Source organism: Pedobacter suwonensis (assembly GCF_900111825.1).
GTDB classification, from domain to species: Bacteria; Bacteroidota; Bacteroidia; order Sphingobacteriales; family Sphingobacteriaceae; genus Pedobacter; species Pedobacter suwonensis.
Genome location: NZ_FOJM01000002.1, coordinates 97,421 through 123,155 on the forward strand (window position 1 = coordinate 97,421; position 25,735 = coordinate 123,155).

The 25,735-nt window shown below is 39.5% G+C and carries 25 protein-coding genes; 7 read left to right on the top strand and 18 right to left on the bottom strand.

Annotation, left to right across the window (positions count from 1 at the left end; all coding sequences use genetic code 11):
• Nucleotides 1–2: 2 nt before the first annotated feature.
• The 11 genes from BM107_RS03035 to BM107_RS03085 form a co-directional block, all read right to left on the bottom strand.
• Entirely contained in the window at nucleotides 3–557 is a 555-nt protein-coding gene (locus BM107_RS03035) for a TerD family protein (protein WP_090980163.1), read from the bottom strand.
• A gap of 3 nt (nucleotides 558–560) precedes the next feature.
• The gene (locus BM107_RS03040) at nucleotides 561–1,397 is read right to left on the bottom strand and encodes a phosphoribosyltransferase family protein (RefSeq protein WP_090980166.1); all 837 of its coding nucleotides are present in this window, start codon (nucleotides 1,395–1,397) and stop codon (nucleotides 561–563) included.
• A complete protein-coding gene (locus BM107_RS03045; protein ID WP_090980168.1) occupies nucleotides 1,384–2,088 on the bottom strand; it encodes an HAD family hydrolase in 705 nt (234 codons plus the stop codon). The genes BM107_RS03040 and BM107_RS03045 overlap by 14 nt, the downstream gene beginning before the upstream one ends.
• Nucleotides 2,089–2,192: 104 nt before the next feature.
• Nucleotides 2,193–3,008, bottom strand: a complete 816-nt coding sequence (locus tag BM107_RS03050; protein ID WP_090980171.1) for a TerC family protein — start codon at nucleotides 3,006–3,008, stop codon at nucleotides 2,193–2,195.
• A gap of 141 nt (nucleotides 3,009–3,149) precedes the next feature.
• Entirely contained in the window at nucleotides 3,150–4,169 is a 1,020-nt protein-coding gene (locus BM107_RS03055; protein ID WP_090980173.1) for a WD40/YVTN/BNR-like repeat-containing protein, read from the bottom strand.
• A 7-nt stretch (nucleotides 4,170–4,176) separates the two neighbouring features.
• Nucleotides 4,177–4,608 (bottom strand): DUF2147 domain-containing protein, encoded by a 432-nt coding sequence (locus tag BM107_RS03060; protein WP_090980175.1) that lies wholly within the window; start codon nucleotides 4,606–4,608, stop codon nucleotides 4,177–4,179.
• Nucleotides 4,609–4,708: 100 nt separating this feature from the next.
• Nucleotides 4,709–5,089 (bottom strand): DoxX family membrane protein, encoded by a 381-nt coding sequence (locus tag BM107_RS03065; protein WP_090980177.1) that lies wholly within the window; start codon nucleotides 5,087–5,089, stop codon nucleotides 4,709–4,711.
• A 224-nt stretch (nucleotides 5,090–5,313) separates the two neighbouring features.
• Entirely contained in the window at nucleotides 5,314–5,730 is a 417-nt protein-coding gene (locus BM107_RS03070; RefSeq protein ID WP_090980179.1) for a VOC family protein, read from the bottom strand.
• Nucleotides 5,731–5,864: 134 nt separating this feature from the next.
• Nucleotides 5,865–6,278 carry a hypothetical protein gene (locus BM107_RS03075; protein WP_090980181.1) on the bottom strand — a complete coding sequence of 138 codons (414 nt, stop codon included), beginning with the start codon at nucleotides 6,276–6,278 and terminating at the stop codon, nucleotides 5,865–5,867.
• Nucleotides 6,279–6,292: 14 nt separating this feature from the next.
• The gene (locus tag BM107_RS03080) at nucleotides 6,293–6,799 is read right to left on the bottom strand and encodes a DinB family protein (protein WP_090980183.1); all 507 of its coding nucleotides are present in this window, start codon (nucleotides 6,797–6,799) and stop codon (nucleotides 6,293–6,295) included.
• A 3-nt stretch (nucleotides 6,800–6,802) separates the two neighbouring features.
• Nucleotides 6,803–7,297 (bottom strand): DinB family protein, encoded by a 495-nt coding sequence (locus BM107_RS03085; RefSeq protein WP_090980184.1) that lies wholly within the window; start codon nucleotides 7,295–7,297, stop codon nucleotides 6,803–6,805.
• 135 nt (nucleotides 7,298–7,432) lie between these two features.
• Between BM107_RS03085 and BM107_RS03090 the strand changes: the two genes are divergently transcribed.
• A complete protein-coding gene (locus tag BM107_RS03090) occupies nucleotides 7,433–8,392 on the top strand; it encodes a GlxA family transcriptional regulator (RefSeq protein WP_090980696.1) in 960 nt (319 codons plus the stop codon).
• A 478-nt stretch (nucleotides 8,393–8,870) separates the two neighbouring features.
• Here the strand turns inward: BM107_RS03090 and BM107_RS03095 are convergent, their stop codons facing one another.
• On the bottom strand, nucleotides 8,871–9,740 hold the full coding sequence (locus tag BM107_RS03095) for an AraC family transcriptional regulator (protein WP_090980185.1): 870 nt from the start codon (nucleotides 9,738–9,740) through the stop codon (nucleotides 8,871–8,873).
• A 357-nt stretch (nucleotides 9,741–10,097) separates the two neighbouring features.
• Here BM107_RS03095 and fucP point away from each other — a divergent pair, with 357 nt between their 5' ends.
• The 3 genes from fucP to BM107_RS03110 all read left to right on the top strand — a co-directional run bounded on the left by fucP (nucleotide 10,098) and on the right by BM107_RS03110 (nucleotide 14,023).
• Nucleotides 10,098–11,408, top strand: coding sequence for an L-fucose:H+ symporter permease (gene fucP, locus BM107_RS03100; RefSeq protein ID WP_090980186.1), 1,311 nt, complete (start codon nucleotides 10,098–10,100; stop codon nucleotides 11,406–11,408).
• 7 nt (nucleotides 11,409–11,415) lie between these two features.
• Entirely contained in the window at nucleotides 11,416–13,053 is a 1,638-nt protein-coding gene (locus BM107_RS03105) for a UxaA family hydrolase (RefSeq protein WP_090980188.1), read from the top strand.
• Between the two features lie 187 nt (nucleotides 13,054–13,240).
• Complete coding sequence (locus BM107_RS03110) at nucleotides 13,241–14,023, top strand: L-fucose dehydrogenase (RefSeq protein ID WP_090980189.1); 783 nt, start codon at nucleotides 13,241–13,243, stop codon at nucleotides 14,021–14,023.
• 141 nt (nucleotides 14,024–14,164) lie between these two features.
• Here BM107_RS03110 and BM107_RS03115 read toward each other — a convergent pair whose 3' ends face one another.
• The 4 genes from BM107_RS03115 to BM107_RS03130 all read right to left on the bottom strand — a co-directional run bounded on the left by BM107_RS03115 (nucleotide 14,165) and on the right by BM107_RS03130 (nucleotide 20,658).
• A complete protein-coding gene (locus BM107_RS03115; RefSeq protein ID WP_090980191.1) occupies nucleotides 14,165–15,571 on the bottom strand; it encodes a TolC family protein in 1,407 nt (468 codons plus the stop codon).
• Nucleotides 15,558–18,752: an efflux RND transporter permease subunit gene (locus BM107_RS03120; protein ID WP_090980194.1), complete on the bottom strand. Its 3,195-nt coding sequence runs from the start codon at nucleotides 18,750–18,752 to the stop codon at nucleotides 15,558–15,560. Before BM107_RS03120 ends, BM107_RS03115 begins: the two co-directional genes overlap by 14 nt.
• A 24-nt stretch (nucleotides 18,753–18,776) precedes the next feature.
• Complete coding sequence (locus BM107_RS03125) at nucleotides 18,777–19,979, bottom strand: efflux RND transporter periplasmic adaptor subunit (protein WP_090980195.1); 1,203 nt, start codon at nucleotides 19,977–19,979, stop codon at nucleotides 18,777–18,779.
• Between the two features lie 73 nt (nucleotides 19,980–20,052).
• On the bottom strand, nucleotides 20,053–20,658 hold the full coding sequence (locus tag BM107_RS03130) for a TetR/AcrR family transcriptional regulator (RefSeq protein ID WP_090980197.1): 606 nt from the start codon (nucleotides 20,656–20,658) through the stop codon (nucleotides 20,053–20,055).
• 180 nt (nucleotides 20,659–20,838) lie between these two features.
• Between BM107_RS03130 and BM107_RS03140 the strand changes: the two genes are divergently transcribed.
• The gene (locus BM107_RS03140; RefSeq protein WP_090980201.1) at nucleotides 20,839–21,294 is read left to right on the top strand and encodes a GNAT family N-acetyltransferase; all 456 of its coding nucleotides are present in this window, start codon (nucleotides 20,839–20,841) and stop codon (nucleotides 21,292–21,294) included.
• A 268-nt stretch (nucleotides 21,295–21,562) separates the two neighbouring features.
• Here the strand turns inward: BM107_RS03140 and BM107_RS03145 are convergent, their stop codons facing one another.
• Nucleotides 21,563–22,204 carry an NAD(P)-dependent oxidoreductase gene (locus tag BM107_RS03145; RefSeq protein ID WP_090980203.1) on the bottom strand — a complete coding sequence of 214 codons (642 nt, stop codon included), beginning with the start codon at nucleotides 22,202–22,204 and terminating at the stop codon, nucleotides 21,563–21,565.
• A gap of 391 nt (nucleotides 22,205–22,595) precedes the next feature.
• Nucleotides 22,596–23,066, bottom strand: a complete 471-nt coding sequence (locus BM107_RS03150) for an Lrp/AsnC family transcriptional regulator (RefSeq protein ID WP_025142637.1) — start codon at nucleotides 23,064–23,066, stop codon at nucleotides 22,596–22,598.
• A 124-nt stretch (nucleotides 23,067–23,190) separates the two neighbouring features.
• Here BM107_RS03150 and BM107_RS03155 point away from each other — a divergent pair, with 124 nt between their 5' ends.
• Both BM107_RS03155 and BM107_RS03160 read left to right on the top strand, forming a co-directional pair.
• Nucleotides 23,191–23,853, top strand: coding sequence for a metal-dependent transcriptional regulator (locus tag BM107_RS03155; RefSeq protein WP_090980205.1), 663 nt, complete (start codon nucleotides 23,191–23,193; stop codon nucleotides 23,851–23,853).
• Nucleotides 23,840–25,705, top strand: coding sequence for an Nramp family divalent metal transporter (locus BM107_RS03160; RefSeq protein WP_090980207.1), 1,866 nt, complete (start codon nucleotides 23,840–23,842; stop codon nucleotides 25,703–25,705). Before BM107_RS03155 ends, BM107_RS03160 begins: the two co-directional genes overlap by 14 nt.
• The last annotated feature ends 30 nt before the right edge of the window (nucleotides 25,706–25,735 follow it).

Below are 25,735 nucleotides of genomic sequence, written 5' to 3' on the forward strand. Positions count from 1 at the left end.
TATTATTGATATTTGTTTAGATAATCCTGTAAACCACCTTTCATGCCTACGCCGACAGCTTCGAACTTCCATTTGCCCTCACGTTTGTAAATCCTTCCGAATTCTACCGCAGTTTCAATGGAGAAATCTTCCTCCAATTCATATTTCAAAATCACTTCATTGGTTACGGCATCAAAAATGCGGATGAAAGAATTTCTAACCTGACCAAAATTCTGTCTTCTGCTATCTGCCTCATGGATGGTTACCACAATGCAGATTTCATTTACTTTTGAATCAATTTTGGTTAGGTCAATTTTGATCTGCTCGTCATCACCATCACCATCACCGGTTAAATTATCACCGGTATGTTCTACTGCTCCGTCTGGTGAAACCAAATTGTTGTAAAACACAAAATTTTCATCAGAAATTAATTTTTTCTGATCGTTTAATATAAAAATTGAAGCATCCAAATCGAATGCAGAACCTGTTGAAGAGCTGTTGGTATCCCAACCTAAACCTATTGTAAATTTAGGTGCATCGATATTTTCACGCTGCCCCTTTTGCAAATTAATAGCCATATTTTAAATTAATTTATAGTTGTTGTTTTTGATATAGTCTTTTATAAGATGTAAATTCTTTGAATAAGCTTCTATTGTATGGTAGTTATTTCCCAACGAGAGATCGTAAAGCTGGTTGATAAAATCAATACTCCTGCGTTCTAAAAAGATGGTAAAGCTGCTTGAAGTCGTGTTTAAAATGTATTTTACAATGCGGGTATTGAACATGAAATTGCCACCATCAATAATATCTTCCAGATCGAAAATAGATTTGACCTGATGGTAATTGAGGAAGTTTTCTACATTGGGATGGATGTTTTTATTCACCAGTTCGGCAAAATAAAGCATGTGCATTTCATTTTTTAAGCCATACTCTCTTGCCATTTTTAAAATCATCCGTTCGTGGCTCCCGGTAATCCTGATATCATCCAGAAATAAAAGTGTTTTACCGGTAAGAAAATCTTTATCAATATGAAATGAATCGTTACCAATTAGCGACAGCCTTTCTTCAGCACTCAATTCGCCATAATCTTCTTTATAGGTAATGGTTCTATGCACTTTAGTTTCCTGTACCGCTAAACCGCCATTTTCGACCAGCCAACGGTTAAGCTGACAAACGAAATGGTTTTTCATGGCAAAAGTTGCCGTTGGGATAAAGCTGTAAGGACTGGAAATAACCACAATCTGGTCGGTAATCAAATTATCAGCCAGGTAATATCTGATAAAACCATCGGCCAGGTCTTTTCCAAAAGATCTGGCGACCAGATCATCGCCAAATTTAAAGCGGCTGTAATCATCGGCACTAAAACCGAAATCGACTGTATTGTCTATTTTATGAAGAGAGAAATTATACGGTATCATAGAGTAGGTTTAAGATAGATAATTTGTTGGAATTGATGAGCATACTGTTAATCCCTATGGCTTCTGCACCACGGATATCGGCATGGGGATTATCCCCCACGTGGATAACATCTGTTAACAGTAATTCAGGGTGTTTTGTTCTGTCGATACGATCTAACATCAGCTGAAAAAAGCCTGCATTGGGTTTAGACATGCGCACTTCATCAGAATAAAGCTGAAAATCGATATACTGACCGATGCCCAGATGATTAATGACCTTTTTTAAGGTTTTACCTTTAATAAAACCGGTATTACTTAATATATTGGTGGAGCTGTTACCTGAATCTTTAATGTTTGCCAATACCCTCAAACAGTCATCACAGTAAAGTTGAGGCATGTGGTTAAATACGATCTGCTCCATATCCTCATCAAGCAACTTAAGGTCTACATCGTTAAAGTTGAAATCGTAATCATTAATCATACTGATGATCATTAAATACATTTCATCAGCATCCACATTTTTACCGGCTTTCTCATTAATGGCATTTACCATCAAATCTACCTGACGGAAAGTGATGGCAATTTCATCAATGCTTTTATGCTTGCTGTTAAAATTCCTGAAAAAATACTGTACCCGTTCCTGTTTATAAGTTGGATTAGACTTAATCAACGTTAACCAAAGATCGAATGAGTAGTGTTTGTAAAAAGCCATTGCACCCTATTTCCTAATCTGTTTAATAAATTCTAATATTACAAATTTGATTGTATAATCAGAAGCGGCTGATTGTAAGATTTATGACAGATAAGCCATATAAATTACGACTTATCCAATACTTTTTCAGCATCTTCCGAAATAACGATATCGCTTTTATGTTTCTTTGGATAATTGAACAAAAGAGAAGTTAATACCGGTATGATGAAAATGGCAACAGTGAAAACAGACACAAAGAGATCAGTTTTTTCTCCTTCAATAGCGTGAGAAATAGGCGATTGAGGATAAAAATGGGTAAATAATGATGAGGTAAGCTTAATGCCCAGAACACCAATTACAATAAAGGCAACGGTTTCTAAAAAGGTAAATTTCTCCATCAGTTTCACAAAAGCCTGTGCCACAAAACGCATGGCCAAAATCCCGATGAAAACGCCTATATAAATTAACCAGATATGATCGGTAAAAGCCACTGCGGCAAAAACATTATCGATGGAGAAAGCCAAATCCATTACCTCTACCAAAGCAACGGTAGCCCAAAAAGTACCCACTAAGCCAACAGTAGATTTATAAATCCAGCTTTTGCTTTTATCTACTTCCTCTTCTTCCTCATTCTTTTTACTATTCTTTTTTCTAAAATAATCGAAAGCCAGATATAAGAGGTATAAACCGCCAAGTGGTTTTAACCACCAGATTTTAACTAACCAAGCTGCCAGGAATAAACAGATACCCCTGAAAACATAAGCACCGATAATGCCATATTTGAGCGCTTTTTCTCTTTGCGATTTAGGCAGATCCATTACCATGGTTGCCAAAACAGCGGCATTATCAACTGATAATAAACTTTCGATTACAATTAAATTCAAAATAATTAATAATCCAGCTTGAATGTCATCACCTAAAATTGTGTGCAGAAAATCCATTGAGCGATTGTGTGTATGTTTTAAATTAAAGTTTTAGTTAACAGCAAAGAAACAAAATTTTATCATTTCCGCTACTTACCTCATTGTTTTTATTGTTAGAATGACAGTTGTTATAATTGTTACATATCTGGACGCCAAATATCAATTGACAGTATCTAACTGATAAATAACGCCATTATTACCAGCTAACAAAACTGCTTTACCTATTTTTGCCTTTTGAACAGCATTAAAACTTTTATCAGAGATGTGTTTCCAGTGCTGACCACCATCGGTAGAAATATCGGTTCCAGAAGTACCTGTGGCAATTAAAGTCTTCGCGTTGATATAGGTAACACCTGATCGGAAACCTAAAACCGGTGCGGCGGGCTTTTGCCAGGTTTTGCCTCCATCTTTAGTTAAAAGCACATTATTCGAATTTTCTTTGTCCTTTAAATAGTCACCGCCAACGGCTATACCTGTTTTAGTGTTAAAAAAATCAATTGAAAAAGGGCCTGTACTTTCCGCTCCCTGTAAAATCGGACATTTAAATACTTGCCAGCTTTCTCCATAATCAGCAGAAAAGTAAATGTTAGACACTTTGCCACCTGTTGCAATCCATGTTTTACCACCCGGCAACGTTTTAATAGTGGTACCACTGGCGGCAAAACTGGCTTCTCCTTTAGCCAGGCTAGCTTGTACGTTTGTTGAAATATTCTGCCAGCTTTTACCAGCATCAACGGTTTTAAGCAATTGAAGTTTATCATTTATAGGGTCGCCGAAAATGATTCCTTTACTTTTATCCCAAAAACTTAAGCCATCCAGAAATATAGCAGAATCTACATTTTTATAGTTTTCCGTCCAGGTTTCGCCTCCGTCAACAGTTTTCAGGATATAAGCCGGAGAGGCAATACCCACAATAACGGCCTGTTGATCATCGAAAGCTTCAATATCCCTGAAATCGATTTTCTCGTAACCTTTCGGTTTTACCCATTTCCAGGTGATCCCGCCATCAGTAGTTTTACCAACCGCGCCGTTACTTCCGCTTACCCATGCAACCCGGTCTGATACGACACTTAATCCGCGTAAACTGGTTTTGGCATGTTCATTTAAAGGCTTTAAAGAATACGATTGCGCAGCGCAAAAAAAAGGTGCCAATAAAAGGCACCATAAAATCTTCTTCATTGATAACTTATTTTACCCGTCTAAAAGTTTCCGATCGTCCTAAAAGTGAAATACCTACATATCCGCGGATGTTTAGCACATCAGCACTTTTCAGACTCATATTACAACTATAGGTTTTACCGCTCTTAGGATCATAAATGGTTCCACCAGTCCACTTGCCATCATCATACACAAAATCCTTTAATATTTCCAGGTTGAGCAAAGCGCGTTTCTGAAGGTTCTCACTAGGATTTTTGGCATCCAGTTTAGGCTTACCATTTAGGTTTGGCTCTTTCATCCAGGCCAGTTTCCCGTAGTATTTATCGCCTTTTTTATAGATTTCTATTTGTCCTTCGCCTGATGGATTAAGCCACTTGCCAACAATTGCATCTTTGTTCTGCGCAATAGCAGAAAATGATATGGCTACAAAGAGTAGCATCAAAAATGGGAACTTTCTCATATTTTTTATTTCTAGTTAGTTTTTAAATATAATCATTACACCTTATATCGAAACACTAAATAAAGAGAAAAAGTATAAGAATTTCTAAAAACCTTAAAAATTACTTTGAAACGATGGGCAGATACCTGGCGCGATAAGCATAAAAGAGGAATAAATTTAATAAAAGCATTGCGCTGACCATAGGTAAATCTTTCGGACCTAAAAAAGCATGGTACAGGAAAATGTTCAGTGTAACCGGAAAAATGAGCACTGCTGCCAATGGCGCGGTGCGGTTAACCAGCAATAATATTCCGCCTATTAACTCTGTAGCTTTAATTAAGGGCATTAAATAAACAGATGCCATTACTCCTGACATAAATGTGGTTTGAGCCGCCGACATTGCCGGCATCTCTTTAGGCATTAAATTAAAGAAAAATATCACCGAAGCATAAATATACATAGCGGCCAAAAGCACGCGCACAACAATTACTGCAATTTTCATATGGTTTAATTTTTGGTTTTATATTTAAAAATAATAAAATTTATTTGTTCAATTGGTCATTAGTTCACTGGTTATTAGTTCATTGGTCATTAGTTCATTAGTCATTAGTTTATTGGTGATTAAACATTGAACTAACTGGTAATAGATGCAGAATTTTAAACTGCCTATTTATATTGCAAATCCTGGACTAAGGACTCACGACTACGGACTCCAGACTTCCCCTCCTACTTATAATCATAATTCACCATCCACTGAATGCCGAATTTATCGGTAGTCATACCGAAAAGTGCATTCCAAAAAGTTTTTTCTAAGGCCATGGTTACTGTCCCCCCTGCTGAGAGGCTGTCAAATAAGCGTTTGGCTTCGTCTTCGCTGGTGGCGTCAACTGAAAGTGAGATACCCGTACCAAACGTTGCAGGCGGCATCGGACTGGTTATATCAGTACCCATTAAAATGTTGCTGCCAACCGGCAAAGCAATGTGCATCAATTTTTCCTGATCGCTCACAGACATGCCTTCGCAGCCTGGCGAATCTTTATAACGTTGCACTGCCAAAAATTCTCCGCCAAATACTGATTTGTAAAAATTGAATGCTTCTTCGGTGTTCCCGTTAAAATTTAAGTACATGTTGAGTGTTGCCATTTTTTTTGTTGTTTTAATCCTTTTAGGGTTTGTTATAATTTGTTTGCTATTATGTTCTTGTGACGAACGGTGGTTATCCTGAACTTGTTTCAGGATCTATTTAGTCAATATACTGAAATAAGTTCAGCAAGACGTTACAAGTAAATCCTCGTCAATTTTATATCCATCCACTGTACCCAGTTTTTACCATCAAATTGCTCCCACGTGCCTTCGATGGTGTTGGTTTTAAAATTTCCTTTAAATCTTTCGTTATCAGCAAATATTAAAATGATATCATCGTAAATTTTAAGGGTAGATATTGAAATACATCCCTCATTATCGAAAGATTGTGAGCGGAACACCTCTTCCATATCATCGTAATGTGTAATTTCAAGCGATCGGATCGTTTTATCACCGCGCATAAGATCAACCTGATGTTTTAAGAAAAACCCACCATCAACCCACTCGTAAGTATCTGTTCCGGTAATTATATCACCCAACATCGTTAAACCTTCTGTTTTCCATTTACCGATGTATGGATTGAGTAAATCAAGACTTTTGTTCCTCATAAATTTAGTTAAAGTCAATTGCTGTCTAAGCTGTTATAGATATTCTTTAATTGGTAAATATGCCGCTGCGTATGATAAATAACAAAATAAACAGCCTCCAAACGGGTAAGAAAACCATAACCAGGCAGTTTATAAGCGCTACAGGTTTTAGTTAAATCCAGGTTGCCTGCCGCCTCTGAGATCCCCATCCTGATCAGCTTTAAATTCCCCGATAATTCAGATGGATTGTAGGCTTTGTGTTCAGGGTAAATTTCTTCAGGTGAATTGTATTTTACGTTAAAATTTAAAAAATCTTTTTTAATGGTTTCTACCAATAAATCAGCTGGTTTATCTGTCTCCATAAAAGGACCATTAATCACCTCTAGAAAGCCCGCATTCGACAACACCAGGTGCTCAGCCAGTTGCCCTGCGGTCCAGCTGCCGTCAAAAGGCACTTTATTCAATAACGAGGCATCAAATTTTGAGAGCTCATTTTCCAACGCCAATAAGGTTTCATTGGCTTCGTTAATTACTTTTTCCATAATTTAGCTATAATTCATTCCCGGATAGCCCAATAATCTACGCCACAGGGCAATTTGACCAATACAGTTTGCATCCCTATAGGTGTTGAAACTGATCATTTCGAAAAGGGTAATTTTCATCCCTGGCATGCTGAGTTTCTCTTCAAGCTTTTCATCCGTAGCCCGTATTAAGGCTTCCTGCAACTTTGGAGAAATTTCTTCCCAGTCTTTTATAAAAGCGGCAAGTGGCGGATAAACCGCATCATCAATAATCCCCTTATTATGAGCAAAAAGTTCATCTGTGACAGATGGCAGATCAATACCAAACAACTTAGCCAGGAAATACCTTCCCTGCACCATACTACCGGTAATCCAGGCAACGTGGTTAGCCTTGGTATCCAATCTTTTTTGCGCATCTTTTTGGTCTATCCCATCTAAAGCCTTCAATAAAAAATCTGTCTGCATTTCGTACAGTACAACTAAGCCGTACATCCTGCCACTGGTTGGTTTAAGTTTCATATCATTTTATCAGGTGGTTAGTATAAGAATAAAGTTATGGCTAAATATTGATGCCTACCCGTGCCGTAAAAGTCAATCTTGAGGGGCATTTCAGACAATTTTCATATATTTATGATACCCAAAATTTTTAACCAAATGATAAATGTAGGTGTTTTGATGCCGCAAAATTTCAGATTATTAAGCCTCGCGGCAATTCTGGATGTATTTGATACGGTAAATGGTTTTTACACAAAAGATGGACTTGAAGTTCCATTTAGCATGAGTTTAATTACCATTGATGATAAAAATTATAATTTTAGCGCACATCCCTGCATATCCTTACAAAATGCTGGGCAATTTGAACTGATTTTGGTTCCATCATTTGCAAGCCTTGATATAAAAGACTGCATTGGCGCAAATAGCGGCTATATCCCATGGCTAAATAAACAGCATGCGGCAGGAGCTGAAATTGCTACCTTTTGTACTGGTGCATTTTTAGTCGCTGCATCAGGACTGTTGGATGGTAGAGCCGCAACCACACATGTTGATGCATGTTCTGCTTTTTCTACGGCATTCCCGCTGGTGCATTTGAAGGCTGATAAAACGGTAACCCAAGATGGCAGGTTATTTACAAGCGGCGGCGCTACCTCAACCTTCCATTTGTTGTTACATCTTTTACAGCTCCATTGCGGAAAAGATATGGCTATTAAGGTGGCTAAAATTTTCGCCATTGACATGGATCGCGTAAACCAGTCTTATTTTAGTACCTTTCAGCCTATCCGCCACCATAATGATGATATAGTTGCTTCTGCTCAGGAGAAAATCGAAAATAATTATCAGGATTTAGCTACGATTGAAGAGATGATTAAAGATATTCCTTCGAGCAGAAGAAATATTGTACGCCGGTTTAAGCAGGTAACCGGGATGACTCCTATTGAGTATCTTCAGCAAACGCGGATCGAAGCCGCAAAAAAATTATTGGAGCAAACTGCACAGCAGATGACAGAAGTTATTTACAACTCAGGATACAATGATCCTAAAGCATTCAGAAAAGTATTCAGAAAATCGGTAGGAATGACACCAACACAATATCGCGATAAATTTCAACCTAAATAAGCGCGATAACTGACAATAATCAAATATAAATAAACTAATAAAATAGTTTTCAACATAAAAAATCTATTATGTTGATAAATAACACAGAATAAATTCAGCATCCTATCATATTAAGGATAACTTAACGTTTGAATTACACTAACCAAATAATACATGTTATGACCACATTCCTTTTAATTACGGCAGCATTTTATATTCTTTCTTTTGGATTGATGTTGTACTGCTATTTCTCCGCTGAGCAAATCCCTAGCGATGATGAAAAATTTTAACTAGCCTTTTCCCGTCATCAAAATTAACGTCTCCATATTTTAAGCTATAAAATGCCACTCCGTTTAAGCAATGAACTGTAATATGCAGTTGCCTGGATGTCAATCAAAGGCAAAAGTGTTATTTCAGTATTGAGTGATATGATTCTCTTTTCATATTTAATAGTTCCGGATAGGGTTTAAAATTAAAAACAGAACTTTATGAAAAGGTGTTATTGCTTAGAAAAAGCTTGCTGGTATTTTAATGGGGTTTTGCCCGTTATTTCCCTGAAATATTTGTGAAAACTGGTGAAATTGTAAAACCCGCAATCGTAACAGATTTCTTTCACGGTTAAGTTGTTTTCAATCAATAATTTACAGGCCTGCCCCACCCTGATTTCATTCAGAAACTGCGTGTAGGTTTTTCTGCTTTTGGTTTTAAAGAATTTACAGAACGAATTGGGGCTAATTTTAGCTACTGCAGCAATTTCCTTTAGTTCGATCTTATTCTTGTAATTGCTGATGGTATAATTGTAAATAGATTGGATCCGGTCTTTTTCGTTCTCCAGAAAGTTGGGCTTAAAGCCCAGCGAGACCAACGTGTTTCTTTCTCCGCAATGGGCTATTTCTGTTAATACTTCGAGTATTCTGATAATCCGCATGGTGCCTTTTGCTTCGATAATCTGTGGCATTAAATAAGCGATTTTTTCTTTCGAAACTCCTTCCAGCTGAATGCCCTGCGTTGATTGCATCAAAATCTTTTTAATTTCCTGGTTTTCGGGAAGATCCAAAAAATCTCTTCCTAAAAAATCTTCTTTAAAATGGATTACATAAACGTCAACCGGTTCACAAACATTTTCATCAAAAAACTCCGGATCAAAACGCCAGTAATGCGGCAGGTTGCTCCCGAGTAAAACCACATCCCCCTCCTTAAAATTTTTGATGCTATCGCCAATAAACTGCGTACCTCTTCCTTTTTTAATGTAAATCAATTCCAGCGCTGAATGGTAATGCCAGCGGTTGTTTACATCAGGCATAACATCTCTTCGGGCGCTAAAAGAATCCACAGAATTGGTAGATACATTAAGTAAATGCGGTTTCATAAAATCTTAAAAAATCAATCTAATATGCAAAATAAATTCGCAATGTAAAAAATCAAGCTAATATCATTTAATAATTAGATGATAAAGTTAAATTTTTATTAACGCTGAAGGGCTTAATTTGTATAACTGCAACTCACCCGAAACATCTTATGAAAATTGGATTATTTATTTCCTGTTATATAGACCAATTGCTTCCCAAAGTTGCCATTGCCGCATCAAAGTGGTTGGAAAAGCAGGTCTTGGTTTCACCGTATCTGCCTAAGATTGAGACTTGATAATCAAAATTTTCAGCGGTTCAAACTATTATTATTTTAATTTTAGCGTTAACCTGTTTAAATCCTTTATAACCAAATAAACATGAGCCAAAATCCATCCACAAACTTTAAAGTATCCAACCAACCAAAAAACGGAAAGGGATACCTATTTCCGTTAATTTTAGTTACCAGCTTGTTTTTCTTCTGGGGCTTTGTCCACAATCTCGATCCGATATTGATTCCACATCTGCGCAAAGCGTTTCATCTGAATGTTTTTGAATCCACCCTGGTCGATTCATCTGTTTTTATTGCTTACTTTTTACTGGCACTGCCAGCAGGCTATGTTATGCGCAAATACGGCTATAAAAGCGGTATTATTTTGGGACTCGTTTTATTTGCCATTGGCTGTCTACTCTTTATACCTGCCGCCAATACCGCACAATATATCTTTTTCTTAGGCGCACTTTTTATTATCGCCTGCGGCTTAACATTTCTGGAAACGGCGGCAAATCCTTATGTTACTGTGCTCGGACCGCCTGAAACCGCTACACAACGCTTAAATTTCTCTCAATCCTTTAACGGGTTTGCAGCCTTTTTAGCCCCGGTACTTGGAGGTAAATTTATTTTCACGGAAGTAAAATATACTGATGCCCAACCGGCAAAAATGCTTCCTTTGGAAAAACAGGCTTATATGCTCGAAGAAGCATCGACCGTAAAAGCCCCGTATTTAATTTTAGGCATCCTGATCATTGTCGTTGCAATCCTATTCATTTTTACCAAACTGCCCGATATCAAGGAAGAAGAAAACATCGAGGAAAAAAGCACTTTCCGCCATGTATTAGGCCATAGCCATTTACGATGGGCAATTATTGGTCAGTTTTTCTATGTAGGCGCCCAGGTTTGCATATTAAGTTTATTCATCAGCTTCGTAACTTCATCAGCAAGTATAAGTCTGGATGAAGCAAAATGGTACGCTGGTGCAGCGGGTTTAGCTTTTATGATCGGCAGATTTGTAGGCACCATTTTTATGAAGTTTGTAGCACCAAATAAATTATTAATGCTGTATGCGTTAATCAGTGCAGTACTTACCCTTGTATCTATTCTGGGAAGCGGAATGATTACCGTTTACGCCTTAATCGGTGTTGCCTTTTTTATGTCGATCATGTTCCCGACCATATTCTCATTAGGCATAGCCGGGCTGGGTAAAGACACCAAACTGGGTTCCTCTTTAATTGTAATGTCTATTGTAGGCGGTGCATTTCTGCCTCCGGTTTTGGGCCTTATATCAGATGCTACCCACAACATCCAGTATGGCTACCTGGTACCTTTTGTATGCTTCCTTGTAGTCCTTTACTTTGGCTGGAAAGGATGGAAACCTGATCATATCGAAAAAGAAATAAGTTTAGAAGTATAAATTGACAATGAAAAAATTAGTCATCAAGATTAACAATGCGGATAACGTTTTAGTTGCGTTACAGGATTTGCCGGCAGGCACTTCAATATTGCATGATGGAAATACTTATGTTACTGTTGATGAAATCCCGGCCAAACATAAATTTTTTATGCAGGATATGAAAACCGGTGATGAAGTAATGATGTATGGCGTTTTGGTTGGAAAAGTACAGTTTGATGTAAAAGCGGGCATGCGGATGAATGTTGATAACACCAAACACGCTGCAGAGCCATTTGCGTATCGCCATACTCATTACAAATGGGAAGCCCCTGATGTGCTTAAATATGCCAACCGCAGCTTTAACGGTTATCACCGTAAAAATGGTGAAGTGGGCACTGCAAACTATTGGTTGTTTATCCCTACTGTTTTTTGTGAAAACAGAAACCTGGATATCATTAAGGAATCGCTTTACAGTGAATTGGGGTATGCTGTAGATGATAAATATAAATCTTATACCCATAAACTGGTTCAGGCTTTTGAAAAGGGAGAAGACATTAATACCATTAGTTTTGAGCCTAAGGTAAATCACACAAACCGGACTTTTAAAAATGTGGATGGCATTAAATTCCTCACGCATAATGGTGGCTGTGGCGGAACACGACAGGATGCGGATACGCTAAGCAAATTATTGGCCGCCTATGCTCATCACCCGAATGTAGCCGGAATAACCGTTTTAAGTTTAGGCTGCCAGCATTTGCAGGTAGCAGATTTTAAACGCGATCTTTTTGCATTGAACCCGGATTTCGATAAACCGCTTTTAATTTTCGAGCAGCAAAAAGCACAAAGCGAAGAACAGCTGATCCAAAACGCCATTCGCAGTACGTTTGAAGGTTTAATGTTGATCAACAAACAAAAGCGCGAAGCAGCACCACTCAGCAAGTTGTGTATGGGAGTGAAATGTGGTGGCAGTGATGGGTTTAGCGGTATTTCTGCAAATCCGGCAGTTGGTTATTGCGCTGATTTATTGGTAGCATTGGGGGCCAGGGTTTTATTGGCAGAGTTCCCCGAACTTTGTGGTGTAGAACAGGAAATGATCGATAGGTGTGTTGAACAGTCAATTGCCGAAAAATTTATCCGTTTAATGACGGAGTATGACGATCTGGCGCATAAAGTTGGATCTGGTTTTTACATGAATCCTTCTCCGGGCAATATTAAAGATGGTTTGATTACCGATGCCATCAAATCAGCAGGTGCTGCCCGTAAAGCTGGTTCCGCACCGATTGTTGATGTTTTAGATTATACCGAACCCGCAACTAAACCTGGCTTAAGTTTAGTATGTACGCCGGGAAATGATGTTGAAGCCACTACGGGTAAAGCCGCTGCAGGAGCAACGTTAATCTTATTTACCACAGGCTTAGGCACACCAACAGGAAACCCCGTTTGCCCGACCATTAAAGTCGCTACCAATTCCGTTCTGGCCAAACGTATGAGTGATCTCATTGATATCGATACCGGACCTGTAATTAACGGGGAAAAAACCATTAGCGAAATGGGCGAAGATATATTGGAATACTGTATTAAAGTTGCCAGTGGAGAGGAAATACCAAAAGCCGTACAGCTCAACCAGGATGACTTTATTCCATGGAAAAGAGGAGTTAGCTTATAATGAGAGGTGAAATGTCAGATGGAAGATGTGAGATGGAATGTTTAATAATAGAAACATCCTTACCTCCCTAAGCTATCAATAGCGTAAAACGTACGGGGGAAATCTAAAACAACCAAGTCCACCACGATCCCCTCTACAAAAAACGCTATGCTCAATGATCAAATAATAAAAGAAAAGATAACCGAATATGAATTTAAATTTAAACGACAAAATAATTCTGGTAAGTGGTGGAGCCAAAGGCATTGGTTGCGCAATTGTTAAAGCTCTGGCTATTGAACATGCTTTGCCGATCATTATTGGCCGCAATGAAAGCGATAATGTAAAACTGCTTAAGGAAATTACAGATCTAGGCTTAAAAGCTGATTATTTCACGGCTGAACTCACACTACCAGAACATTGTAAAAACATTATTGACGCTGTATTAACCAGGTATGGCAGAATTGATGGCTTAGTAAACAACGCAGGTGTGAATGATGGTGTAGGCCTGGAGAGTGGTACATACGAAGGCTTTATCGAATCGCTTCATAAAAACGTGGTACATTATTATCTTTTGGCAAAATATGCCCTGCCAGCACTGAAGCAAAGTAAAGGTTCAATTTTAAATATCGGGAGTAAAACAGCAGAAACGGGGCAAGGTGGAACTTCTGGTTATGCAGCATCCAATGGTGCCAGAAATGCTTTAACACGCGAATGGGCCGTGGAATTACTACCCTTTAGTATCCGTGTAAATGCTATTATTGTTGCCGAAGCCTGGACGCCACTATACGAAAAATGGATTAATTCTTTTGAAGACCGGGATGCAAAACTTAAAAACATCACCGATAAAATCCCCTTCGAAAACCGGATGACCACTGTGGAGGAAATTGCAAATACTGCCATATTTTTATTATCAGATAAATCCAGTCATACCACAGGCCAACTGATCCATGTAGATGGTGGTTATGTGCATTTAGACAGGGCTTTGTTGTAAAATTTTGGCGGTATACCAAACAAAATTTGTATTACGACGACTAGATTGAAAAAAAAGCACCAGGAACATCGCGTTCCTGGTGCTTAAATTTATACACAAACTTATAAGGTCTTCAAGACCTTATAAGTTTAGATATTTCAATTAATTCCAACCGCCGCCTAAAGACCGGTACAAGCCTACCACTGCATTAAGCTGTTCTGTTTTAATGGTGGTTAATTCCAGTTCGCTCTGCAATAAATTGCCTTGTGCGGTAATGACCTCCAGGTAATTAGCCATACCGCTTTTAAACAAGAGATTGGCATTGCGTGACGCTTGTTGCAAAGTTTGTGTGCGTTTTTCAGCAATACTGTATTGTGTTTTTAACTTCTCTACTTTCGTTAATTCATCAGATACTTCGCCAACAGCGTTTAAGACCGACTGGCGAAACTGGATCACTGTTTTCTCCCGGTCTATTTTAGCCAGTTCCAAATTGCTTTTTAACTGTCCGCGTTGAAAAATGGGCTGGGTAATGCCTGCCCCTACCAGGCCGAATAAAGATGCCGGTACATTAAACCAGTTGCTTGCTTTAAAGGAGTTAATCCCTCCGCTCGCGGTAATTACCAATGATGGATACAAGCTTGCTTTGGCTACGCCCACCCTCGCATTGGCAACGGTCAACGCCAGCTCTGCACTTTTGATATCGGGCCGGCGGCTCAACATAGCTGATGGAAAACCAGCATTCAGATTTTGTGGGATATTCATCTGATCCAAACGACTCTCGCGGTTAATCGCTTTAGGCAACGTACCAATCAGTATACTTAAAGCATTTTCCTGTAAGGTTACATTTTGCTCTAAGCGGGGAACCAACTGTGCAGCAACCAGCTGTTGTGCCTGCGCCTGTTGTATCGCCAATGAGGTAACCTGACCGGCGTCGAACTGTAAATTAATGATTCGTAAGGTACTATCGTTCAATTTCAAATTCTTTCTGGCAATTTCCAACTGCGCATCAAGCATCAACAAATTGTAATAGCCCTGTGCAACATTAGCCACCAAACGGGTTTGAACGGCTTTACGTGCCTCCTCGGTCTGCAAAAAACTGGCTAAAGCACCAGCTTTTTGATTGCGGATTTTACCCCAGATATCGGCCTCCCAAACCACACCCAGGTTCGCGTTATAATCTTCAATGTGTGTGGAACCTGTAAACTGGTTCAGGCTTAATCCGTTTAAACTATTATCACTCGGACGGCTCGAATTCGCCGATACCTGTAGTTTCAGTTCAGGTAAATAACCCAGTTTCGATTGTTTGAACAATATTTCAGCAGCATCGATATTTTTCAATGCCATTTGCATATCATAATTTTTAACCAAAGCCGTATCAATTAAATTTTGGACGGTAAGGTCGCTGATAAAACTTTTCAGTGGCATTGTGCCAATGCTTGAAGAGTCTGTTGATGAATTATTTCTGAAAAATCCGGGTGCAATATTGGGCAGTGCTGTATTTTTCGAAACTGAACATCCACTCCAGATTAAAGCCAGGAGCAAAATGGTAATGATATTAAACCGTTTCATAAACTGTATGATTTATAGGTTCTTCATGGTGGCGAACAACCTCATTTGAAGATTTTTTTGATAATTTTTCCTGTAAAGCCTGGAAGATGACAAAAAGTACCGGAATGATGAACAAGCCTAAAATTACGCCCGATACCATCCCTCCTGCCGCACCGATACTGATAGAATGATTACCCTGCGCAGATGGTCCCGTTGCAATACTCATCGGAAATAAACCGAACACAAAGGCCAGTGAGGTCATAATAATTGGCCTGATCCTTAATCTTGCTGCTTCAATAGCAGCATCAACCAAACTCAACCCAGCCTTTCGCCGCTGCACGGCAAATTCTACAATCAGGATGGCATTTTTAGCCAGCAAACCGATCAACATAATCAGTGCTACCTGAACATAAATGTTGTTTTCGATACCGGTTAAGCCCAAAACCACAAACACGCCAAATACACCTGTAGGAATAGAAAGGATTACCGCCAGTGGTAAAATATAACTTTCGTACTGTGCCGATAACAGGAAGTACACAAATACCAAACAAAGCAGGAAGATCACAGTCGATTGTCCGCCTGAAGAAATCTCCTCACGGGTTTGCCCTGAAAATTCATAAGCATAACCGGTTGGCAATTGTTCTCTGGCAGTTTCTTCTATCGCTTTAATCGCATCACCGGAACTGAAACCTGGTTTAGGGATGGCATTTACTTCAATTGAGTTAAACAGGTTATAACGTGCAGCCGTTTCCGAACCATATACACGGGTAAGCTTTACCAGGGTATTGATAGGTACACTTTCTCCGTTTTTATTTTTCACAAACACACGGTCAATACTTGCCGGATCGGTCCGGTCAGCCACATCGGCCTGCACCACTACCCGGTAGTATTTACCAAAGCGGTTAAAATCTGAAGCCTGTGCAGTACCAAAATAAGTTTGCATGGTTTGTAAGATATCTTTTTTGCTTACACCCAGCTGATCGGCCTTTTCATCATTAACATCCAATTGCAACTGCGGATAATCAGCCTTGTAAGAAGTAAAGGCATAAGCAATTGCCGGTTTAGCCATTAACTTCGCTATAAAGTTATTTGCCACACCACTAAATTTATCCAGCTTGCCATTGGTTTTATCCTGTAACATAACATTCATGGCCTCTACATTGCTAAAGCCTGGTACCGTTGGAAAACTGAATACAAAGAAGGTTCCTGCAGATATGGCGGCCATTTTAGCCCTTACGATATTTTGGATCTCGTCGATATTTTTTACAGCACCCCTTTCTTCATTTGGCTTTAACAATAAGAAAATCTGTCCGGCTGAGGGGCTGTTAGATGCAGTTAAGAAATTGTAACCTGCCAGCGACATCACGAATCTTGCCGACGGCATTGCCCTCAACTCGGCTTCAGCCTGCTTTAATATTTTATTGGTATTGGCTAATGAAGTTCCCGACGGACTCGAAACCGCAATGGCCACGAAACCCTGGTCTTCTGTTGGGATAAAACCAGTTTTGGTTCTGCTTACCAACAGTACGGTAACTGCGACAATTAAGGCCAGCCCGGCCATGCTGATCCACTTATTACGGATCAACACTTTTAAGCCACCGACATAACGGTTGGTCATGTAATTGAACCCACCATTAAAGCCTGCGTAAAACTTTTCTACGAACCCTTTTTTAGGTGCAGTATGACTACCTTCGGCATGTTTGTTCTTTAAAAATAAAGCCGCCAACGCCGGACTCAAAGTTAAAGCGTTAACTGCTGAAATAATGATCGCGATCGCCATGGTTAAAGCGAACTGTTTGTAGAAGATACCTGTGGAGCCAGTCATAAAACCTACCGGTAAAAATACTGCCGCCATCACCAGTGTAATGGAAATAATGGCCCCCGTAATCTCATTCATGGCTTGCGTAGTTGCTGCTTTTGGGCTAAGCAAAGGATTTTCTTCCATTTTGGCATGTACGGCCTCCACCACTACAATCGCATCATCTACCACGATACCAATGGCCAGTACCAGTGCAAACAGCGTTAAAAGGTTAATGGAGAAACCGAACAGCTGCATAAAAAAGAAGGTACCGATAATAGCCACTGGCACTGCAATAGCCGGAATTAAGGTAGACCTGAAATCCTGAAGGAAGATAAATACCACGATGAATACCAATAAAAAGGCTTCGATCAGCGTATGCTCCACCTGGTTGATGGATTCATCAAGATCGGTTTTGGTACGGTAAAACTGGTTGTATTTAATACCGGCCGGGAAATCTTTGGATAGTTTCGCCAATAGTTTATCAATGGCAATCTGAATTTCGTTGGCATTAGAGCCTGATAATTGAATTACACCGATGGTAATTCCATCGTGTCCGTTTAAACGGTTAACACTGCCATAACTGTAGGCACCCAATTCTACACGCGCTACATCTTTTAAGCGTAATATAGAACCATCAGAATTGGAACGGATCGCAATATTCTGATACTCCTCCGGTTTGGTCAGCTTACCTTTATATTTAACAATATATTCAAAGGCCTCACTGCTTCTTTCTCCAAACCTACCTGGGGCCGCTTCCAGGTTTTTATCCTGAATGGCGGCAATCACCTCATTAGGCGTAATTTTGTAGGTAGCTAATTGACTTGGGTTTAACCAGATCCGCATCGAATAGTCTTTAATCCCCCCAAATACACTGGCAGAACCTACGCCCGGGATACGTTTAAGCTCGGGAATGATATTGATCTGTGCATAGTTATTGACAAAAACAGCATCGTATTTTTTTGGATCTTCAGAATACACACCAATTGCACCGATAAAGCTGTTTTGCTGTTTGGTCGTGGTGATACCATACTGCACCACCTCTGCCGGTAATTGACTGGTAGCCTGCGACACCCGGTTTTGTACGTTAACTGCTGCCTGATCGGGGTTGGTACCCTGCTGGAAGTAAACGGTAATGGCCAAAGTACCATCATTACTGGCACTGGAGGTCATGTAGGTCATATTCTCCACACCGTTAATGGCTTCCTCCAATGATGGGGTTACCGAACGTAAAATCGTTTCGGCATTGGCCCCAGGGTAAACTGCAGTTACCAATACCGACGGAGGTGCGATATTTGGAAAGCGCTCTAAGGGCAGCTTGGTTAAACCCAGTATTCCCACTATTACCAATAAGATGGAAATGACGGTCGACAGTACAGGTCTGTCTATAAATTTTTGAAACATGATTGCTTAAACTTTAGTATTTTATTATTTTTTTGTTCTGGCCACAGCTACTTTATCGGCTGCTTTTTGAGGCTGGATTACCATACCTTCCTGTAATTTATCTACACCGCTCAACACAATCTGGTCGCCAACTTTTACGCCTTCTTTAACCAGGTAATTTTCACCGGCTTTACCCACAATGGTAATCGCCTGTTTCTTCACTTTGCTGCTATCGCCAACGGTAAATACAAATACTTTATCCTGCATTTCTACCGTCGATGCCTGCGGCACTAAAATGGCATCATCATGCTGCAGACCTAGACGGATCTTGCCGGTGTTACCCGAACGAAGCGTTCCGCTGGCATTCGGAAAACTGGCCCTCAAGGTAATAGCGCCCGTGTTTTTATCGAACTGTCCGTCAATCATATCAATCTTACCTTTAATCGGGTAAGCGGAATTATCGGCCAATAAAAGTTCTACGGCCGGTAAATGTTTAATTCTGTCGGCAGGGGTTTTGCCAGGATAATTTGCGTTGAAATTGTTGAAGTCGTTTTCACCCAGTGAGAAGTAAACATGTACTTCGTGGATATCAGATAATTGTGTTAAAGCAACCTGATCAGTTGGCGAAACCAAACTTCCCTGTTTCTTCGGAATACGGCCGATGTAACCGCTTACCGTAGCTTTAACATTGGTGTAACCTAAGTTGATTTTTGCAGCTGCAACACTGGCTTTAGCCTGCTCAGCATTGGCCTGCGCAATTTTATAAGCTGTTTTAGCCGTTTTTAACTGGATATCTGACACAACCTTGTTTTGTACTAGGGGAGTTAGCTTATCCACTTCCAACTGTGCATTTAACATGGCTGCCTCCGCTGCATGTAAACTGGCTTTAGCGTTGTTTAGTGCCTCGCGATAAGGGTTTTCGTTAATTTTAAATAGCGTTTGTCCCGCGGTTACATAAGCACCCTCATTAACCAGAACGCTTTGTAAATAACCGCTCACCTGTGGCCGCACATCAATATCAACCGCACCCTGGATAGATGCCGGGTATTCAATATAAGTAGTTTCAGTGCTGGCATTAATGGCGCTTACCGGCAAAGCTGGCGGAGGCGGTGCCGCTGCTGACTGATCCGGAGCTGATTTACAGCTGGATAAAATTATTGAAAGCAGCGAAACGGTTAACAATGACTTAACACTAGTAAACTGTTTAACAGTGTTAAGTGTAAGGCGCAAGCGATGTAGAGATTTCATATGGATTAAATTTAAATTGAATTATAGTGTATAAATAATTTAACAGTGTTAAGTTACTGTTTAAAAAAAAATGCTAACTGTTAATAGATAAGGTGATGCCTTTGATGGCATCTTTCAAAATTTGCTGGTTTAGTTCGTCGGTTGTTCTTCCATTCGGGCGCACCAGGTTAATGGAAATCAAACCATGAATGATTGACCAATACGTGTAATACTTCATGCAAATATCATCATCAGAAACTGATTTCTTCTTGAATAAAGATTCAATTACCTCACCTAACATACCACCTACATTTTCAGCTTCGGGCAATGAATTTTTAACGGTACAACAAACCATATCCACCCCGTACATCAGTTGGTAAAATTCTTTATGGGCAAAGGCGAAGTTCCAGTAGGCAATCCACATGGCTTCCATTTTTTCTTCCGGAGATTTGTGTTTATCCCTGGCTTCACGGATATCCTTAGCCAAAATCAAATACCCTCTTCTGGTGAGTTCCAGTAAGATTCCATCTTTATTAGAAAAGTACTCGTAAATAATGGGTGCCGTATATTCAATCTGGTCGGCAATTTTACGCATACTCAATGCCTGCCAGCCCTCTGTTTGAACAATGTTCAAGGCAGCATCCAGAATTTTTGTTCTGGTTTCATCTTTTAAACGTAGAATTCTTTCTTTACTTCCCATGACTGGAATATTTGGTGTAAATAATCTAACACCGTTAAGCAAATGTAGAACCAATTCCAGAATTCACAATCATTCATTTGTCATAAACATTTTATTGATTAGCTTTACGATTAATAATCAACTGTTAGCGCATTTAAAAGGCTTTTTCAAATCATTAACTTTCTCAATAACTGATCAAAAATGATTTTTCGCGAGGCAAAAACTACTGACATATCTGCGATGCAAATTGTCAGGCATACCGTAAAAGAGAACATTTTGTCTGATCCTACTTTAGTTACTGACAAAGATTGCGAAGAGTTTATTACGCAACGTGGTAAAGGTTGGGTTTGCGAAGTGGATGGAGAAGTAGTGGGTTTCTCTATTGTAGATTTAAAAGAACATAATATCTGGGCCTTATTTCTGCGTCCGGAGTTCGAAGGCAGAGGAATTGGCAAAAGATTGCACCGCTTGATGATGAATTGGTATTTTAATCAAACACAAGAATTGGTATGGCTAGGTACAGCGCCCAATACCCGTGCAGAAGAATTTTACACCAGGCAGGGCTGGAAAAAAGTGGGGATGGTAAATAAAGGGGAAGTGAAATTTGAAATGAGTGGTGCGGATTGGAGAAAACATTGCCTAAATATCGACCAATAAGAAACTAAGGGTTCTCCTTGACAGACTTCAATGAAAAAGTCGTCTCGACTGAAGTGCAGTCCCGAACGTTCGGGAGAGAGATCTATTACGTAAAAGACCCTGAAACAAGTATAGGGTGACGGACTGCAAGCGTAATCGTCTTTGCGAGAAGGCTTTTTCAGCCGACGAAGCAATCTCTCCAGCAGGATCGCTACCATTAAAGATTGCTTTCCCGAGAAATCGGGACTGGCTGTCGTGCCTCCTCGCAGTGACGATAAAAGTTATAAACCTAACTATTCCAAATAAAAGGGGCCTGATTTATAAATTTTACTTCTGCTAACTGATCAATAATAAATCCCGCCACATTAGCTGCATTAATCTGATCGCCAACGCAATTCACCAGGCTTGTTCCTATCGCTGTTTTTTCATCGGTTTGTATAATTAAGGGTAAACGGATTAGCGTCCAATCGAGATTGCTTGCGATTAACAATTCATACTCTTTTTGCCTGTCAGCCGTTGAAATTGGATAATTATCATACATCCATCGGGTAGCAAATTTGGTCTTTTCGTCTTTATCGTCAAAACGTGTATCTACATTAATGCCGGTAAGCACCAAATAACGATTTAGTTTAAGGGCTTTCATAGCTGTCAGGACGTTTCCTGTTGATTGCGTAAAGATTGTTTTTTCACTTGCTGGTTGCCCCAACCCCAGCGCACTGATAACTACATCGCAACCTTGTATAAGTTTTTGCACAGTTTCTTGATCTTTAACGTCACCGGTTATCATTTCAAGCGAAGAATGATTGATCTGAAGTCTTTCCGGATTTCTGACCAGCACTTTTACCCTGAACTGGTGCGCCAAAAGCGCTTTTAAAATATAGGTACCAGCTTTACCTGTAGCACCAATTAAAGCAATTTTTAAATCTTGCATGATGTTCTCTTTATAGATTTTAGAAAATAATGTTTTGGTCCCTGTTATCGGATGGATAAGGGAATTCAGAACAGCGTTCCGTTTGGGGAATATTTATAAAGAGATTTTAATGATACTAAAATACAAAAATTCTTATCCGAATCTGGGGAATTTAATTTTAAATCAATTCCCTGAAATAAGTTCCGGGTGACGAAGCACTAGAGCCGCCAAGCCGGAAACATATAAGGAATATAAGTTACATATAAGCTCCATATCTGACATGTCCTTATGTTTCTTATATGGTAAAAAAGATAGCAAAAGTTTAACATCTAATTTCCTGAAACAAGGGTGACTCGCCCGACAGATACAGTGATTCTCAATGATAAAAGAAGAATCATGCAGGTATTTAAGTCTAATATTCCAACGGAACAATAGGCTCTTTCTTCGTGGTAGACATGATCATCATCGTTTGGAAGGTTTTCACTACAGAAATCTTACTGATTTTATCCATAATTAAACGTTCGTAAGCTTTAATGTCTTTCACATAAACCTTTAACAAAAAGTCAGCCTGACCTGTAACATGGTGACATTCTGTGATCTCTTTGATTTGATTCACCTCATCTAAAAAGATCTGGATGGTATTGTTTTTATGAAAATCGAGTTGAATCTGGATAAAGGTTTTAATGCCCAAACCCAGTTTTTCTTCATCTACCAATGCATGGTAACTTTTAATATATCCTGCCATTTCGAGCTTGCGGACACGCTCTAAGGTTGGTGCGGGTGATAAACCAATTTCCTGTGATAAAAGCAGATTGGTAATTCTTCCGTTCTCTTGAAGTATTCTTAAAATTTTAAAATCAATTTTATCTAATTCAGATGCCATATGGTGTTAAAGGTATTGCGAATACAAATAACCAAATTAAATTCTAAATTTTAACATAATTTATCATATATATTTTAAGAAATAATTTTTAGATTTACCTAAAAATAAAATTAGGCAAACATAAATGCAAAGCTATACCGAAGAGAACTACTTAAAGACCATTTATCATCTGGCAGAGAAAACCACAAATGTTCAAACCAATGCCATAGCAGAACAAATGCAAACCAAACCTGCATCGGTTACAGACATGATCAAAAAACTGGCAGAGAAGGGCCTGATTGATTATGTTAAATACCAGGGCGTTACCTTAACCGAAACAGGAAAAAACACAGCGATAGATATTGTACGTAAACATAGATTATGGGAAGTTTTTTTGGTTGATAAACTAAATTTTAAATGGGATGAGGTGCATGATGTGGCTGAAGAGTTGGAACATATCAAATCAGTTGAACTGATTGAAAGACTAGATGAGTTTTTAGGTTTTCCCAGAACAGACCCTCATGGCGATCCGATCCCCGATAAAAACAGACGATTTGCAAAAACCCAGTTTATCAAACTTATTGAATTAAAAACAGGCGAATCCGGCACCATTACCGGGGTGAGTCAGCACAGTTCTCCTTTTTTAAAACATTTGGAAAAATTAGGCCTTACCCTTGGCAAACAAATCCAGGTTAGCGATGTTACCGATTTCGACGGTTCGGTTGAGATCCGGATATCCGATAAACAAGTTAATATCAGTAGAGAAGTTGCAAAACATATTTTAATCAGCAGTAATGGCAAAAACTGAATCGCTAAGTGAAGTACATCAAAGCGTAAATACCGATAAAAGGAAAGGCTGGCGCAGAATTCTGGCCTTTATTGGTCCGGCTTATTTAATTAGTGTGGGTTACATGGATCCGGGGAACTGGGCGACAGATTTGGCAGGTGGAAGTAAATTCGGGTATCAGTTAATCTGGGTATTACTGATGTCAAACCTCATTGCGCTGCTTTTACAATCACTAAGTGCCCGTTTAGGTATAGTAAGGGGATTGGATTTGGCACAGGCTTCTAAACAAGCTTATCCGCGTTGGGCCAATATTCCATTGTTTGCTTTGGCGCAGACCGCAATTATTGCCTGCGATCTTGCCGAAATTATCGGCATGGCCATTGGTTTACAGCTACTTTTTGGCTTGCCGTTAATCTGGGGCATTAGCATTACGATTTTCGACACCATTTTATTGCTTTTTTTGCTCAACAAGGGCATGAGGGCTATGGAAGGATTTATTGTTTCGATGGTTTTTATCGTCGGCATTTCTTTTCTGGTTGAAATGTTTATTGTTGAGCCGTCACTCAAAGAGGTAGCCAAAGGTTTTGAACCTTCTATTCTCAATGGCGATGCACTTTATATTGCCATCGGGATTATCGGCGCAACGGTAATGCCACATAACCTTTACCTTCACTCCTCTCTGGTACAAACCAGAAAAATTGAACGGAGCAACCAGGGAATTAAAGAAGCTTTAAAATTTAATCTTATTGATACCACCGTTGCATTAAATCTCGCTTTTTTTGTTAATGCGGCCATTTTGATCCTCGCCGCAGCTGCTTTTTACAAAAATGGCTTACATGAAGTGGCAGAAATTCAGGATGCGCATAAATTACTTTCAAATATTTTTGGGAGCGTAGCCCCCGCCCTGTTCGCTATTGCGCTTATCGCTGCCGGGCAGAGCTCTACAGTAACCGGAACTTTAGCCGGACAGATTATTATGGAGGGACACATCAACTTAAGGATCCAACCCTGGTTACGAAGGCTGATTACCCGATTACTGGCCATCATCCCTGCATTTTTTACCATATTACACTATGGCGACGATGCACTTGGCGGTTTGTTGGTGCTGAGCCAGGTGGTGTTAAGTTTGCAGCTGGGCTTTGCGATCATCCCTTTGATCCATTTTACATCAGATAAAAAACTGATGAAAGATTTCGCCATTAAACCGTGGGTAAAGGTTTTAGCCTGGACAAGTGCCATCGTGATCATCGCACTTAATGTGAAACTGGTTATTGAAGAGATAAGCGGTTGGACAAAAGAAGCCAATAACTGGTGGATTTACGCCATTGTAATACCTGCATTAATCCTCATTGTGTTACTTTTGCTCTATGTCTTCTTCCATCCTTTATTGGAACAGAAAAAAAATGCATCCAGAAAAATCGTGCCTCATGGAGATGCGTTGGATATCGGCAAAATTGATAAGATCACGTATAAAAAAATTGGAATTGCCGTTGATTTCTCTAAAAACGACCGAAACACGATTAGGCATGCTTTAATTCAAGGCGGCAAAGATGCACACTATTACCTTATACACATCGTAGAAACAGCTGCCGCACGATATCTGGGTAAGGAAGTAATGGACCACGAAACGCAGAGTGATGCGGTTAACCTTGAGCGATATAAAACTAACCTGGAAAACCTTGGCTATGATGCTACACCATTTATTGGTTTTGGAAACACAGGAAAAGCCATAGCCGATATCAGTAACCGAAACGGAATGGAACTCCTGGTGATGGGTGCACACGGACATAAAGGTTTAAAAGACCTTGTTTTTGGCACTACAGTAGATTCGGTGAGGCACAAAGTGAATATCCCGGTGTTGATTATCAGGTAGATTGTTCAGCGTTGAATTATAATCAAAGCA

Coding starts and splice junctions, on each gene's coding strand:
- BM107_RS03035 (WP_090980163.1), bottom strand. CDS start 557: ATGGCTATTAATTTGCAAAAGGGGCAGCGTGAAAATATCGATGCACCT.
- BM107_RS03040 (WP_090980166.1), bottom strand. CDS start 1,397: ATGATACCGTATAATTTCTCTCTTCATAAAATAGACAATACAGTCGAT.
- BM107_RS03045 (WP_090980168.1), bottom strand. CDS start 2,088: ATGGCTTTTTACAAACACTACTCATTCGATCTTTGGTTAACGTTGATT.
- BM107_RS03050 (WP_090980171.1), bottom strand. CDS start 3,008: ATGGATTTTCTGCACACAATTTTAGGTGATGACATTCAAGCTGGATTA.
- BM107_RS03055 (WP_090980173.1), bottom strand. CDS start 4,169: ATGAAGAAGATTTTATGGTGCCTTTTATTGGCACCTTTTTTTTGCGCT.
- BM107_RS03060 (WP_090980175.1), bottom strand. CDS start 4,608: ATGAGAAAGTTCCCATTTTTGATGCTACTCTTTGTAGCCATATCATTT.
- BM107_RS03065 (WP_090980177.1), bottom strand. CDS start 5,089: ATGAAAATTGCAGTAATTGTTGTGCGCGTGCTTTTGGCCGCTATGTAT.
- BM107_RS03070 (WP_090980179.1), bottom strand. CDS start 5,730: ATGGCAACACTCAACATGTACTTAAATTTTAACGGGAACACCGAAGAA.
- BM107_RS03075 (WP_090980181.1), bottom strand. CDS start 6,278: ATGAGGAACAAAAGTCTTGATTTACTCAATCCATACATCGGTAAATGG.
- BM107_RS03080 (WP_090980183.1), bottom strand. CDS start 6,799: ATGGAAAAAGTAATTAACGAAGCCAATGAAACCTTATTGGCGTTGGAA.
- BM107_RS03085 (WP_090980184.1), bottom strand. CDS start 7,297: ATGAAACTTAAACCAACCAGTGGCAGGATGTACGGCTTAGTTGTACTG.
- BM107_RS03090 (WP_090980696.1), top strand. CDS start 7,433: ATGATAAATGTAGGTGTTTTGATGCCGCAAAATTTCAGATTATTAAGC.
- BM107_RS03095 (WP_090980185.1), bottom strand. CDS start 9,740: ATGAAACCGCATTTACTTAATGTATCTACCAATTCTGTGGATTCTTTT.
- fucP (WP_090980186.1), top strand. CDS start 10,098: ATGAGCCAAAATCCATCCACAAACTTTAAAGTATCCAACCAACCAAAA.
- BM107_RS03105 (WP_090980188.1), top strand. CDS start 11,416: ATGAAAAAATTAGTCATCAAGATTAACAATGCGGATAACGTTTTAGTT.
- BM107_RS03110 (WP_090980189.1), top strand. CDS start 13,241: ATGAATTTAAATTTAAACGACAAAATAATTCTGGTAAGTGGTGGAGCC.
- BM107_RS03115 (WP_090980191.1), bottom strand. CDS start 15,571: ATGAAACGGTTTAATATCATTACCATTTTGCTCCTGGCTTTAATCTGG.
- BM107_RS03120 (WP_090980194.1), bottom strand. CDS start 18,752: ATGTTTCAAAAATTTATAGACAGACCTGTACTGTCGACCGTCATTTCC.
- BM107_RS03125 (WP_090980195.1), bottom strand. CDS start 19,979: ATGAAATCTCTACATCGCTTGCGCCTTACACTTAACACTGTTAAACAG.
- BM107_RS03130 (WP_090980197.1), bottom strand. CDS start 20,658: ATGGGAAGTAAAGAAAGAATTCTACGTTTAAAAGATGAAACCAGAACA.
- BM107_RS03140 (WP_090980201.1), top strand. CDS start 20,839: ATGATTTTTCGCGAGGCAAAAACTACTGACATATCTGCGATGCAAATT.
- BM107_RS03145 (WP_090980203.1), bottom strand. CDS start 22,204: ATGCAAGATTTAAAAATTGCTTTAATTGGTGCTACAGGTAAAGCTGGT.
- BM107_RS03150 (WP_025142637.1), bottom strand. CDS start 23,066: ATGGCATCTGAATTAGATAAAATTGATTTTAAAATTTTAAGAATACTT.
- BM107_RS03155 (WP_090980205.1), top strand. CDS start 23,191: ATGCAAAGCTATACCGAAGAGAACTACTTAAAGACCATTTATCATCTG.
- BM107_RS03160 (WP_090980207.1), top strand. CDS start 23,840: ATGGCAAAAACTGAATCGCTAAGTGAAGTACATCAAAGCGTAAATACC.